This window comes from Pseudomonas sp. 8BK, assembly GCF_902506475.1.
GTDB lineage: Bacteria > Pseudomonadota > Gammaproteobacteria > Pseudomonadales > Pseudomonadaceae > Aquipseudomonas > Aquipseudomonas anguilliseptica.
In genome coordinates, this window is the sequence record NZ_LR733252.1 from 2,997,729 (window position 1) to 3,010,620 (window position 12,892).

Here is a 12,892-nt window from a genome sequence, read left to right on the forward strand (position 1 = left end):
GAGGTTCACATCAATCAGAACAATGCCAGCCACTCAGGACGAGCGGCTGGCAGCGGACGGTCAGCGCACCGGCGGTGCGTACTGCAGACCACCTTTGTTCCACAGGGCGTTGAGGCCACGCTCGATCTTCAGCTCGCTGCCGGTACCGACGTTGCGCTCAAAGCTCTCACCGTAGTTGCCCACTTGCTTGACGATCTGCACGGCCCAGTCTTTCGGCAGTTTCAGATCTTTGCCGAACTCACCTTCAGCACCGAGCAGACGCGCTACATCGGGGTTCTTGGTGGATTTGGCCTGCTCTTCGACGTTGGCCGAAGTTACGCCCAGTTCTTCAGCGTTGACCATCGCGTAGAGCGACCAGCGCACGATGTCGAACCACTCTTCGTCACCCTGGCGTACGACCGGGCCCAGTGGCTCTTTCGAGATCACTTCCGGCAGTACCACGTAGGAGTTCGGATCGGCCAGTTTGATGCGCTGTGCGTACAGCTGCGACTGGTCGGAGGTCAGCACGTCGCAACGGCCAGCTTCAACCGATTTGGCGCTCTCGTCGGAGGTATCGTAGGTGATCGGGGTGTACTTCAGGCCGTTGGCACGGAAGTAGTCGGAGAGGTTCAGCTCGGTGGTGGTACCTGCCTGGATGCAGACAGTTGCGCCGTCGAGTTCTTTAGCGCTGGAAACGCCAAGCTTCTTGTTAACCAGGAAACCTTGACCGTCGTAGTAGTTGACGCCGGCAAAGTTCAGACCCAGGCCCGAATCACGCGAGCTGGTCCAGGTGGTGTTGCGCGAGAGGATGTCGACTTCGCCAGACTGCAGCGCGGTGAAGCGCTCCTTGGCGGTCAGCGGGCTGTACTTGACCTTGGTTGCATCACCGAATACTGCGGCAGCAACTGCGCGGCATACGTCAACGTCGAGACCCAGGTAGTTACCCTTCTCATCGGCGTAGGAGAAGCCAGGCAGACCATCGCTGATACCGCACTGTACGAAACCTTTCTTCTGGATCGCGTCCAGAGTAGCGCCTGCTTGAGCAAAACTGCTGACACCGAGAACAGCGGCGGTGGTCAGTACTGCCAATGTGGATTTCACCATCTTCATTAAAACCTCCAGTTGCTTTTGTTGTGTTTGGAGTCTCGGTTCTACCACCGTACCCTTATGGGGCTCGTTGACTGTGTCGGCAGCAACACACTCAACCGGGGATCAAACCTTAGCGCGAGTTTAGTTGCCGATTGCTCCAGCGGCCATAAACTCGTACCCGCCCATTATTTGAATGGGCCAGAGACAGATAGCAAGTGACTTGTCGCACAGCATGCAGCGCCTGGCGAACCTGTGAAACGCCAGCAAAGGCATTTCAGTCTGCTCCGTGCCCAGTTTGGTGGCAGTGTTACCACGACCCGGCAACGTCATCAGTCTCTAGGGTGTATAGCAAGGCCCGTACCAGCGCCGCGCTTTGAGCACCATACGGACAGGTCAAGAGCAAAACTTGCACCCTGGCGACAACTTCTTTCTAGAATCGCCACCCCCTAAAATTTCTCGCGCACTAAATCAGCGCGCACGCACCACAGCGGAGCCTCAGATGAGCGAACCCTTGATTCTTCAGCCCACACTTGCCGCAGACGCGTGCGTCATTTGGTTGCACGGCCTGGGTGCCGATCGCTACGACTTTATGCCGGTAGCCGAGATGCTGCAGAAGCGCTTGCACAGCACCCGCTTCGTTCTGCCACAAGCGCCGACCCAGGCGGTAACCATTAACGGCGGCTACGCCATGCCCAGCTGGTACGACATTCTAGCCATGAGTCCGGCCCGGGCGATCAACCGCGAGCAGCTGGAAGCCTCGGCGCAGCAGGTGATCGCGCTGATCGAAGCGCAGCGTGACAGCGGCATTGATCCTGCGCGCATCGTTCTCGCCGGTTTCTCCCAGGGCGGCGCGGTGGTGCTGCACACCGCCTTCCTGCGCTGGCAGTTCGCCCTCGGCGGAGTTATCGCCCTATCGACCTATGCACCGACCTTCAGCGACGACATCCAGCTGGCGGATACAAAAAAACAACTGCCGGCCCTGTGTTTGCATGGCACATTCGACGACATAGTTCTGCCGGCCATGGGCCGCGCGGCCCATGACTACCTGAGTGCCTCTGGCGTCAGCGTGCAATGGCGTGATTACCCGATGGGCCACGAAGTGGTGAATGAGGAAATCCGCGACATCGCCGATTGGCTGGAGCAACGGTTCACCAGTTGACTGTCTACGAGCGAAAACATTTATGCCTGCCATCCCTGCGATCAAGACCCTGCGCGATATCCAGCTGATCGAGCAAACCCCACTGGCCGAACGCGACCTGCCGGCCAATACCTATGAGCTGATCCGCCGCAGTGCAGCGCGGCAAGCGGATGCACCGGCACTCTCGTTTATCCTCCAGGGCACGGCAGACGAGGCGGCTTACCGCCTCAGTTATGGGCAACTGCTGGGCAAGATCACCCAGACCGCCAATGCCTTTCATCGCCTGGGCCTGCGCCCAGGTAAGGCGGTATCGTTTCTGCTGCCGAACCTGCCGCACACCCACTTCACCATCTGGGGCGGCGAAGCGGCCGGGATCGTCAACGCGATCAACCCGCTGCTCGACCCGGAACATATCGCCGAATTGATCCAGGCCTCGGACTCCGAGCTGCTGGTGACCCTCGCGCCCTTCCCCGGCACCGACCTGTGGGCCAAGGTCGAAGGCCTGCGCGAGCAACTGCCAGCGCTCAAGGCGATTATCTGTGTGGACATGGCCAATCTGCTGCCGGAGCCACAGCGCAGCGCCATCAAGACGCAGCGCGGGCCATTGCCGGACGGCGTGCTGGATTTTGATGAACTGATTGCAGCCTGCCCGGACGACCACCTGGAAAGCGGCCGCGTCATCGCGCCAGACGACATTGCCAGCTATTTCCATACCGGTGGCACCACCGGTACGCCGAAGCTCGCGCCGCACAGCCACGGTAACGAAGTGGCCATGGCCTACAGCATGAATCTGGTCACCGGCTTCGAACCGGGCGATGTAACCCTCTGCGGCCTGCCACTGTTCCACGTCAACGGCGTAATCGTCACCGGCCTTACCGCCTTTATTGGCGGTGCCGAAGTGCTGCTGGCCACTCCGCAGGGTTATCGCAACCCCAACCTGATCAGCAATTTCTGGAAGATCATTGAACACCACAAGGTCAGCTTCTTCAGCGGCGTACCGACCATCTACGCCGGCCTGCTGCAGGTACCGAGCGAAAGCCACGACCTCAGCTCGCTGAAATACGCGCTGTGCGGTGCCGCACCGATGCCAGTGGAGCTGATTCGCCAGTTCGAAAGCAAAACCGGACTGACCCTGATCGAAGGCTACGGCCTCACCGAAGGTACTTGCGGCAGCTGCGCCAACCCGCCCGCAGGCGAGCGTCGCCCCGGCTCCATCGGCCTGCCGATGCCCTATTGCGAGGTGAGCATCAAGATCCTCGACGAACAAGGCAACTATCTAAGAGAGGCCAATCGCAATGAAATCGGCAACCTGTGCATCCGTGGTGCCACGGTGTTCAAGGGATACCTGCAAAGCAGCAAGAATGCCGGCATCTGGGTCGACGGCGATTGGTTCAACACCGGCGACCTGGGCCGCGTGGATGCCGATGGCTATATCTGGCTGACCGGGCGCAGCAAGGATCTGATCATCCGTGGCGGCCACAATATTGACCCGCAGATGATCGAAGAAGCGCTGCACAAGCACCCCGCAGTAGCCATGGCCGCTGCGGTCGGCAAGCCTGATGAGAAAGCCGGCGAGCTGCCCGTGGTCTACGTGCAACTCAAGCCCGGCGTGCAGGTCAGCGAAGCCGAATTATTGGCCCATGCTGCCGAACACATTCCCGAGCGCGCGGCGATCCCCAAGGACGCCTGGATCATCGACGCCATTCCGCTGACCGCCGTGGGTAAAACCTTCAAACCGGCGCTGCGCTTCGATGCCATTGCGCGCGTTTACCAAGCTGCACTGGCAGAGCTGGATGCACGCCTGCGCGTGGAAGTACTCAGTGACGACAAACGCGGTCAGGTCGCCCACATCTATCTGCCAGCAGATCAGGCAGCACTGGCTAACGCGGTGAGCCAACGCCTGGCCGGCTTTGCAGTCGCCATAGAACTGCACCCCACCAAGTAAGCAAGTGCCGGCGCAAGGATCGCGCCAGATTTGTGACCAACCATTCAACTTCAATACCACTGGTCGCCCGTGCGTCTGACAAGGATTGTCAGGCCACAGGCAGCGGAATATGTTCAGGCATGGTGTTCGCCCTTAATGCAGGGAGCGTTAGCGATGCCCAACATTCCCAACCCACAACCGTCACACCTGCCGATCCAATGAAAAACGCCAAATGGCAGGCTGACCTGCAGCAACTTCGCCATCTGCGACTGTTCAACAATGTCGCCACCAGCAGCATCAGCCAGTTGCTCAAGGAATTCCGCGCCTGCGATCTGGAAGCCGGCGAAGTACTGCTGTCACCCTTCAACCGCAATCAGTACCTCTACCTGCTGCTCAAGGGCCAACTCAAGGTCTATCTCGGCTCGCTCGACAGCCAGGCTGTCAGTACTCTGAGCGTCGGCGATTGCGCTGGCGAAATCAGCTTTATCGACAATGAGCACCCGTCTGCCTATGTAGTGGCGACCGAGCCCTGCTGTGTGCTGCGCCTGCACCGCGAGTCGCTGTTCAACCTATTCCAGCAATCGCCAGAACTGATGCAGAACATGCTCGAACTGCTCTGCGACCGCGTGCGCAAAGGCAACCGGATCATTCTCGACAGCGAACAGACCGCCAATATCGACGCCCTCACCGGCGCCTATAACCGCCGCTGGCTGGAACATATCTTCGAACGCGAAAGCACCCGCAGCGCCTTCAACGGCAAGCCACTGTGCATGCTGATGCTTGATGTCGACCATTTCAAAGCCTACAACGATCAACACGGCCACCTCGCCGGCGACTATGCCCTGTGCCTGGTAGCGCACACTCTGCGCAATCAGCTGCGCCCCAAGGACAGCCTGACCCGCTATGGCGGCGAAGAATTCGTCATCCTGCTACCGGAAATCGGCATCGATGAGGCCCGTAGCATCGGCGAACGGCTGCGCCTGGCGCTGCGCACTGTCAGCTCGTTCCACTCACCGATTGGCGTGCTGCCGGGGGTGACCGTATCCATCGGACTGGCGCAGATGCAACCCAAGGACAGCCTGCAAGGCGTGATCGCCCGCGCCGACAGCGCGTTGTATCAGGCCAAGCAGCAAGGCCGCGACTGCCTCTGCGGCTAATCCTCACGGTCTGCTGCGCGTCGGCCCTACTGCGTTAAAGCCCCCCGTACTGCAGTCCACTCAATCACATTTCCTACTCACTCTTGCTAGAGTGCTGCGCATAACAACAACGCCCGGATGGCACCTTCTTATGCGCAAAATTCTGATCACTCTGCTGGTAATCCTGTTGATCGCTGCGGGCAGCGTGTTTGCCCTGCCCTCCTTGCTTGACCGCAAGATGAACAGCGTCGAGTCCCCCGCACCCTATCCCACCAGCGAGCCGGCCAAGCAGCTGCATCAACAGCTGTTTATCGCCGACCTGCATGACGACGTGCTGTTGTGGGAGCGCGACCTGCTCAAACGTTATGACTTCGGCCACTCCGATCTGCCGCGCATGCTCGAAGGCCATGTGGGGCTGCAGGTGTTCTCCACCGTGACCAAGACGCCGCGCGGCATCAACTATGAGCGTAACAGCGGCGAAACCGACAACATCACCCTGCTGGCCATGGCCCAGCGCTGGCCCAGGGAAACCTGGAGCAGCCTGCTGCAACGCGCGCTGTACCAGGCACAGAAGCTCAATGAGGCCAGCGCCAACAGTGACGGCCGCCTAGTGCTGATCAAAACCCGCAGCGACCTCGCCAACTTTGTCAGCGCCTGGCAGAAAGACCCGCAGCGTGTAGCGGCAATCCTCGCAACCGAAGGCCTGCAACCGATCGAGGGCAAACTGGAGAACGTCGACGCACTCTATGACGCAGGCTTTCGCATCACCGGCCTGACCCACTTCTTTGATAACGAAATCGGCGGCTCGGCCCATGGCCTGGACAAAGGTGGCCTGACCCCACTGGGCCGGCAAGTGATCAAGCGCCTGGAAGAAAAGGCCATGCTGATCGACCTGGCCCACGCCTCGCGCCCCTTGATCGACGACGTGCTGGCCATCGCCACACGCCCGGTGCTGGTCTCCCACACTGGCGTCGAAGGCACCTGCAAAGGCCCGCGCAACCTCAGCGACAAGCACCTGCAAGCCATCGCCGCCACCGGCGGAGTAATCGGCATCGGCTACTGGGATGCCGCCGTCTGCGCCACTTCGGTCGAGGCCATCGTCAAAGCCATGCGCTATACCACCGACTTGATTGGCGTGCAGCATGTAGCACTGGGTTCTGACTTCAACGGCACCATCCATGCGCCGTTTGATGTCACCGGCCTGCCACAACTGACCGAAGGCCTGCTCAAGGCCGGCTTCAAACCCGAGGAAATCGCCGCAATCATGGGCGGCAATGTGCAGCGCCTGCTGCTTGCCAACCTCCTGGAAGATTGAGTAAAAACCAGCCAGGCGCCGCTATCCGGCGTGGCACTTCGCCGCGCCGGCTTCTTGCTTTACACTGGCGGCCGTTCACTCCTTAACCAATTGATGAGATGACCGTGCTCAAAGCACTCAAGAAGATATTCGGCAAAGCCGAGGGCGAGCAGCCCAGCCCAGCAGGCCCGTCTACAGCGTCCAGCGCGACTCGCGCCCAGCAGGACGAATGCACCGAACAACACAGCCGCAGCGCCAAGCTGCGCACTGCTGAAACCGCTGAAAAACCGCTACAGAGCAAAGTAAAACCGGCGAAACCACGCCGCGAACGCCCTGCCAAACCAGTCGACACCTGGAAACTGGAAGACTTCGCCGTAGCGCCGGCTGAGGGCAAGACCCGCTTTCATGACTTCAAGCTCTCCCCCGAGCTGATGCATGCGATCCATGATCTGGGCTTTCCCTACTGCACGCCGATCCAGGCGCAGGTGCTGGGTTACACTCTCAGTGGTCGCGACGCCATCGGCCGCGCCCAGACCGGCACGGGTAAAACAGCCGCCTTCCTGATCTCGATCATCACCCAGCTGCAGCAGACCCCGCCGCCGAAAGAACGCTATATGGGCGAGCCGCGCGCGCTGATCATCGCGCCGACCCGCGAGCTGGTGGTACAGATCGCCAAGGACGCCGCCGAGCTGACCAAGTACAGCGGCCTCAACGTTATGCAGTTTGTCGGCGGCATGGACTTCGACAAGCAGCTTAAGCAGCTCGAATCACGCTTCTGCGACATTCTGGTCGCCACACCCGGTCGACTACTGGACTTCAACCAGCGCGGCGAAGTGCACCTCGATATGGTCGAGGTGATGGTGCTCGACGAAGCGGATCGCATGCTCGACATGGGCTTTATCCCGCAGGTGCGGCAGATCATCCGCCAGACCCCGATGAAGGGCGAACGCCAGACTCTGCTGTTTTCCGCGACCTTCACCGACGACGTGATGAACCTGGCCAAGCAGTGGACCACCGACCCGGCGATCGTCGAGATCGAACCGGAAAACGTCGCCAGCGATACCGTCGAGCAGCACGTCTATGCCGTGGCTGGCAGCGACAAGTACAAGCTGCTGTACAACCTGATTACACAGAACGACTGGATCCGGGTGATGGTCTTCGCCAACCGCAAGGACGAAGTGCGGCGCATCGAGGAACGCCTGACCCGCGACGGCATCAGTGCCGTACAGATGTCCGGCGATGTGCCACAGCACAAGCGCATCCGCGCCCTGGAAGGCTTCCGTGAAGGCAAGATCCGCGTGATGGTCGCCACCGACGTAGCCGGCCGCGGCATCCACGTCGACGCCATCAGCCACGTGATCAACTTCACCCTGCCGGAAACCCCGGACGACTATGTGCACCGCATCGGCCGCACCGGTCGCGCCGGCACCAGCGGCACCTCGATCAGCTTTGCCGGCGAAGACGACGCCTACGCCCTGCCCGCCATCGAGGCCCTGCTGGGCCGCAAGATCGCCTGTGAAATGCCGCCGGACGAGCTGCTCAAGCCGGTACCGCGCAAGCACTGATACATGCGCAACTAAAAAAGGCGAAGCCCTGGGGCTTCGCCTTTTTTATTTTCAGCGTCTTATACAGCAGCCGTCAGGGTGCAAATAACTCCAACTGCTCGTGTTCGCCGCGCAAGTCATGCAATCGCACACCAACACCGAGCAGACGAACCGCCTTATTGCCGCGGGCGAAGGCGGCGCTCATCAGCCGCTTATAGCTCTCCAGATCACGCCGTGCCCCCCCCTGCTCCAAGGTGGTCTGACTGAAGTCATGGAACTTGATCTTGACGAAGGGTTTATCCGGCCGATAACTCGTATCCAGCCGCTCCATTCTCTTGGCCAGTTGCTCCAGCAGTGCGGGTAACTGTTCCAGACAGGCAGCCAGATCCGGCAGATCCCTATCAAAGGTGTTTTCCACGCTGACCGACTGGCGCCGACTGTCGTTATGCACGACTCGCTCATCAATCCCGCGCGCCAGCCCCCACAAGCGCTCGCCGAAACTGCCGAAATCCTTGACCAACGCCAGCTTGTTCCACTCGCGCAGATCGCTGCAGGTACGAATGCCCGAACGCCCGAGCTTGTCAGCCGTGACCTTGCCTACGCCATGCAGCTTGCTCACCGGTAAGGCCGCGACAAAGTCATCAACCTGATCTGGGGTAATCACAAACAGGCCGTTAGGCTTCTTCCAGTCGCTAGCGATCTTGGCCAGGAACTTGTTCGGCGCCACGCCCGCAGAGACAGTGATATGCAACTCCTGCGAGACCCGCCTGCGAATATCCTGAGCGATACGCGTGGCGCTGCCGGCAAAGTGTGGGCTGTCGGTTACATCCAGATAAGCCTCATCCAGCGACAAAGGCTCGATCAGCTCGGTGTAATCGCGAAAGATCGCCAGAATCTCCCGCGATACCGCCTTGTAGGCATCCATCCGCGGCTTGACGATCACCAGGTCGGGACACAATTTCAGCGCTTGGCCGGAAGCCATCGCCGAGCGCACACCATAACTACGCGCCTCGTAATTGCAGGTGGCAATCACCCCACGCCGATCTGCCGAGCCCCCAACAGCCAACGGCTTGCTGGCCAGGATCGGATCATCACGCATCTCGATTGCTGCGTAGAAGCAATCACAGTCCACGTGAATGATCTTGCGGCTGCTCATCGCCAAGCCCACCGTTCCTGCGGCTACTGCTCGGCTGAACTTACAGGCGCTGCTGGCTTGGCTTCGCTCGCTGCATCCTCAGACTTGCCCATATAAGACTGGATGATCAGGATGACAATCAGCATAAAAGCCGCCAACGGCACCAACTTGGTCTTCGCCGATACGGCGGCCCCACAACCTGGACAACTCTTGGCATCGCCTGACACCTGAGCACCACAGGCTTTGCATTCAACGCTCATAACTTTCCTCCCATTCAATGGGCACGGACTCTAGCCCAACAGCCCGGTTGCGGGCTATGCCAAAAGCCAAGCTGTCCACCCAATCAGGCTCTAGCACAGGGCTCTGCAGCGCAAAACTCGCTAGCTCACGGCTAAGCATCTGAATAAAAACAACTTCTAGCCACCTTTAGGTTGACAAGGAGCATTTAGGCGCTAGAATTGGCGCCGCGGGATGGAGCAGTCTGGTAGCTCGTCGGGCTCATAACCCGAAGGTCGTCGGTTCAAATCCGGCTCCCGCAACCAGATACTCAAAAAGGCCACTCAATCGAGTGGCCTTTTTGCATTTCCGCCCAACCGATTTAAGTTATTGATTAAAAACCACTAATCAATTGACAAAGCACCGTTCCTGTATAGAATGGCCGGCGCGGGATGGAGCAGTCTGGTAGCTCGTCGGGCTCATAACCCGAAGGTCGTCGGTTCAAATCCGGCTCCCGCAACCAGATACTCAAAAAAGGCCACTCAATCGAGTGGCCTTTTTTGCTTCTGCCGCTAACACAAGCTAAGCATTTGATTAAAAACACTATTTTGTTGACAGCACGCGATTTCTATATAGAATAGCCGGCGCGGGATGGAGCAGTCTGGTAGCTCGTCGGGCTCATAACCCGAAGGTCGTCGGTTCAAATCCGGCTCCCGCAACCAGATACTCAAAAAGGCCACTCAATCGAGTGGCCTTTTTGTTTGTGCGTGATTTAAGTGATCAGGCGCAACAAGGCTCACGGCTTGCCTATCTAAACTGGAGCCGATCCTCACTTACCGTCCGGAGCCCATGCCACCATGTCCTGGAAGAATACTGAATCGCGCTACGGCAGCCTGTCCATCGCCCTGCATTGGCTGATGCTGATCCTGATTGCTGGCGTCTACGCCTGTATCGAACTCAAAGGCAATTTCCCCAAAGGCAGCGATACTCGCGAGCTGCTCAAGCAGTGGCACTTTATGCTCGGCCTCGCAGTCTTCGCCCTGGTCTGGCTGCGCTTGCTGGCCCGTGTAATTGCCCCGACGCCGACAATCCAGCCCGCACTACCCAGCTGGCAAGCCATCCCAGCAAAACTGATGCACCTAACACTCTACGGCCTGATGATCGGCGCACCGCTGGCCGGCTGGCTGATCCTCAGCGCTGCTGGCAAACCCATCCCATTCTTTGGCCTGGAGTTGCCGTCACTGATCGACAAGAACCCGGAGCTGGCCGGCACCATAAAGGAATGGCACGAGCTGGCAGGCAGCGCCGGCTACTGGTTGATCGGCCTGCACGCCGCCGCTGGGTTGCTCCACCATTTTGTCGTACGCGACAACACCTTGACCCGCATCCTACCCAGCAAGCAGTCCTGACTCAGCTACGCAAGCAGCCCCACCCTATCAAGGCGACGCTCAGCGCTGGTCAATTGCCAGCGTCGCCGCTAGAATTGCGCACTTTTTGATCAGAGGCGCGTCAAGCGCCCGGCATCCATCCGTACACGCCTGAGGTTAACGCCATGTCCACCCCCGCCACGCCGAAAGTCGGCTTTGTATCACTCGGTTGCCCCAGCGTCAGTTGATCTATACAAATTCTGTAGCCACTAAAAAGGCCCTTACCGCAACCAACAGCTGAGGTAAGGGCCTTTTTTAGTGGCACGGCATCTGGCCGGGTAGTAACTAGCGTAAGTGGCAACAATCGGCCAGAAGCGGTCACTTGCGAGCCAGTTATATCGGTGAGAGGTGGGCAGTCCCGCCGGCTTGACGCTAGGCTCTGTACGAAAAGTCGGCGAGCGAAGGTCAGGCAAGGCAAAAACAGGCGAGGAACGGTCGGAGTCGCGGCCGACTTTACTGGAGTAAATGAGCATTCCGAGCCGGTTTTTAACGCAGCATGGCCGAGCGCAGGCACTTTACGTACAAAACCTAGCCTGCCACCCTAGTCGTTAAACCTTCGGAGACCCGCTGTTGAACACCCTCGCACGGACGCTGACCACCCTGCTGCTCACCTGCCTGCCACTGCTTGCCCATGCCAGCAATGCCGAGGCCCTGATCGCCCGCCACGACTGGCATCAGGCGGCCCGTGCCGTCCTGCTTGAGGCCGGTCAGGAGAAAAACATCGATTCATCACTGCCGCTGGTCCAGGCCAGGGCCGGTTTTGTCGATGACGCCCTCAAGACCATCGCCGGTCTTTATGCTGGCTCGCAGCCCTATCGGCTGGTGGAAGTGGCAGAGCTGCCACAGGTAAGCGCGGCGCGCCGTGAAGCGTTGCTGGGTCAGGCGCTGGACATTGCCCGGCAACAGGCCGAGCGCGACAGCACCGCCAGCACCGGGGCCTTCATGTGGCTGGCACTGCACTACTGCGGCGCGGGCGACGAGACTCAGGCCCGTGCGCTGCTTGCTTTGGCGCTGGAGTATGCGCACAAGCTCGACAGTTACGACCGGATGATCTACGCGATGCAGCGCAGCCCACAGCATACCCGCAGTTGGATGATCAGCCCGGTGACCCAGGCCCTTGCGCGCGAGCGGGAAAATGCCGCCTTCAGCTGGCTCGGCCTGGCCGAGCTGGCCTTGAAAATGGGCGACAAGACCCAGGCTCTGGGTTTTGTCGACCAAGGGATCGAGGCCACCGGCCAACTGCGCGACTCGCGCAAAGGCTACGTCCTCAGCCAGCTCAACCTGCTGGCACTCAAGGCCGGCGGAGCCTCGCTGCCAGAGCCCTTGACACCCTATCTGAACATGACCCGCCTGGCTATCACTGGCGCCCCGGACCAAGCCTATGCACTGCTCGCCGCCGCGCCCCAGGACGGCAACACCCATTACGGCGCCCGCCTGTGGCCAAAGCTCATCAAGGATGCCAGCGAGCGTAATGACCTGCCCACCGCGCGCTATTTCGCCGAACGCCCGATCAAGCAATCTGCGCTGGAACAGGCCAGCGCCTGGCAGCAGGTGGCTCAACTGCAGTGGCAAGCCCACCAGGACTTCAGCGCCAGCTACCGGCAGGCATTCCAGGCCCTGGAACCCGCCGCCGGCACGCCGCGCAGCCTTGAAGATATCAGCACCCTGGTCAAGCTTCTGGACCTGGCCCGGCGAGCGGGCCTGAAACAGCACGAGCCAGCACTGCTGCCCCAAGCGGTGGCCATGATCGACCATCTGCCGGCCGACCGCCCCTCTGACCGGATCAAGGCACGGTTGCAGTTGCTGCCCTGGCTATGGCGCGAAGGGACAAGGGATATGGCCACAACCCAGGCGCTGACGGCATACCGTGACCTGAGCGGTTACCGCGACTCTTCGGCCGCCACCCGCGCCGAGTTGCTGACCGAGATGGGGGTGGTGTTCAGTGAGGTAGCGGCGCCCTCGCCCGGCGTCAGGACACCAGCGCCCGCTCCCGCAAGGCCATGATGTCGC

The 12,892-nt window shown here is 60.1% G+C and carries 10 protein-coding genes and 3 tRNA genes; 10 read left to right on the forward strand and 3 right to left on the reverse strand.

Going from position 1 to position 12,892, the window contains the following annotated elements:
• Positions 1–60 precede the first annotated feature (60 nt).
• A complete protein-coding gene (locus tag ACIN8IBEIGE_RS14015) occupies positions 61–1,089 on the reverse strand; it encodes an amino acid ABC transporter substrate-binding protein (protein ID WP_160015188.1) in 1,029 nt (342 codons plus the stop codon).
• Between the two features lie 478 nt (positions 1,090–1,567).
• Here ACIN8IBEIGE_RS14015 and ACIN8IBEIGE_RS14020 point away from each other — a divergent pair, with 478 nt between their 5' ends.
• The 5 genes from ACIN8IBEIGE_RS14020 to rhlB all read left to right on the forward strand — a co-directional run bounded on the left by ACIN8IBEIGE_RS14020 (position 1,568) and on the right by rhlB (position 8,125).
• A complete protein-coding gene (locus ACIN8IBEIGE_RS14020) occupies positions 1,568–2,227 on the forward strand; it encodes an alpha/beta hydrolase (protein ID WP_090387785.1) in 660 nt (219 codons plus the stop codon).
• 22 nt (positions 2,228–2,249) lie between these two features.
• Positions 2,250–4,151, forward strand: a complete 1,902-nt coding sequence (locus ACIN8IBEIGE_RS14025) for an acyl-CoA synthetase (protein WP_160015190.1) — start codon at positions 2,250–2,252, stop codon at positions 4,149–4,151.
• Positions 4,152–4,348: 197 nt separating this feature from the next.
• Positions 4,349–5,287 carry a GGDEF domain-containing protein gene (locus ACIN8IBEIGE_RS14030; RefSeq protein ID WP_160015191.1) on the forward strand — a complete coding sequence of 313 codons (939 nt, stop codon included), beginning with the start codon at positions 4,349–4,351 and terminating at the stop codon, positions 5,285–5,287.
• 130 nt (positions 5,288–5,417) lie between these two features.
• Positions 5,418–6,581, forward strand: coding sequence for a dipeptidase (locus ACIN8IBEIGE_RS14035; RefSeq protein ID WP_160015193.1), 1,164 nt, complete (start codon positions 5,418–5,420; stop codon positions 6,579–6,581).
• Between the two features lie 104 nt (positions 6,582–6,685).
• On the forward strand, positions 6,686–8,125 hold the full coding sequence (rhlB, locus tag ACIN8IBEIGE_RS14040; RefSeq protein ID WP_160015194.1) for an ATP-dependent RNA helicase RhlB: 1,440 nt from the start codon (positions 6,686–6,688) through the stop codon (positions 8,123–8,125).
• Between the two features lie 73 nt (positions 8,126–8,198).
• Here the strand turns inward: rhlB and dinB are convergent, their stop codons facing one another.
• Both dinB and ACIN8IBEIGE_RS14050 read right to left on the reverse strand, forming a co-directional pair.
• Entirely contained in the window at positions 8,199–9,260 is a 1,062-nt protein-coding gene (dinB, locus tag ACIN8IBEIGE_RS14045; RefSeq protein ID WP_160015196.1) for a DNA polymerase IV, read from the reverse strand.
• A gap of 23 nt (positions 9,261–9,283) precedes the next feature.
• Positions 9,284–9,499, reverse strand: a complete 216-nt coding sequence (locus tag ACIN8IBEIGE_RS14050; protein ID WP_160015197.1) for a hypothetical protein — start codon at positions 9,497–9,499, stop codon at positions 9,284–9,286.
• Positions 9,500–9,704: 205 nt separating this feature from the next.
• Between ACIN8IBEIGE_RS14050 and ACIN8IBEIGE_RS14055 the strand changes: the two genes are divergently transcribed.
• The 5 genes from ACIN8IBEIGE_RS14055 (at position 9,705) to ACIN8IBEIGE_RS20970 (ending at position 12,886) form a co-directional block, all read left to right on the forward strand.
• Positions 9,705–9,781: transfer RNA gene (locus ACIN8IBEIGE_RS14055), tRNA-Met, on the forward strand.
• A gap of 120 nt (positions 9,782–9,901) precedes the next feature.
• Positions 9,902–9,978, forward strand: a tRNA-Met gene (locus ACIN8IBEIGE_RS14060).
• Positions 9,979–10,100: 122 nt separating this feature from the next.
• Positions 10,101–10,177: transfer RNA gene (locus ACIN8IBEIGE_RS14065), tRNA-Met, on the forward strand.
• A 135-nt stretch (positions 10,178–10,312) separates the two neighbouring features.
• On the forward strand, positions 10,313–10,864 hold the full coding sequence (locus tag ACIN8IBEIGE_RS14070; RefSeq protein ID WP_160015199.1) for a cytochrome b: 552 nt from the start codon (positions 10,313–10,315) through the stop codon (positions 10,862–10,864).
• A gap of 588 nt (positions 10,865–11,452) precedes the next feature.
• Positions 11,453–12,886: a hypothetical protein gene (locus ACIN8IBEIGE_RS20970; RefSeq protein ID WP_256665159.1), complete on the forward strand. Its 1,434-nt coding sequence runs from the start codon at positions 11,453–11,455 to the stop codon at positions 12,884–12,886.
• Positions 12,887–12,892: the final 6 nt, after the last annotated feature.

Excerpts from the sequence above, each read along its gene's own strand:
- ACIN8IBEIGE_RS14015 (WP_160015188.1), bottom strand. The coding sequence starts at position 1,089 with ATGAAGATGGTGAAATCCACATTGGCAGTACTGACCACCGCCGCTGTT.
- ACIN8IBEIGE_RS14020 (WP_090387785.1), top strand. The coding sequence starts at position 1,568 with ATGAGCGAACCCTTGATTCTTCAGCCCACACTTGCCGCAGACGCGTGC.
- ACIN8IBEIGE_RS14025 (WP_160015190.1), top strand. The coding sequence starts at position 2,250 with ATGCCTGCCATCCCTGCGATCAAGACCCTGCGCGATATCCAGCTGATC.
- ACIN8IBEIGE_RS14030 (WP_160015191.1), top strand. The coding sequence starts at position 4,349 with ATGAAAAACGCCAAATGGCAGGCTGACCTGCAGCAACTTCGCCATCTG.
- ACIN8IBEIGE_RS14035 (WP_160015193.1), top strand. The coding sequence starts at position 5,418 with ATGCGCAAAATTCTGATCACTCTGCTGGTAATCCTGTTGATCGCTGCG.
- dinB (WP_160015196.1), bottom strand. The coding sequence starts at position 9,260 with ATGAGCAGCCGCAAGATCATTCACGTGGACTGTGATTGCTTCTACGCA.
- ACIN8IBEIGE_RS14050 (WP_160015197.1), bottom strand. The coding sequence starts at position 9,499 with ATGAGCGTTGAATGCAAAGCCTGTGGTGCTCAGGTGTCAGGCGATGCC.
- ACIN8IBEIGE_RS14070 (WP_160015199.1), top strand. The coding sequence starts at position 10,313 with ATGTCCTGGAAGAATACTGAATCGCGCTACGGCAGCCTGTCCATCGCC.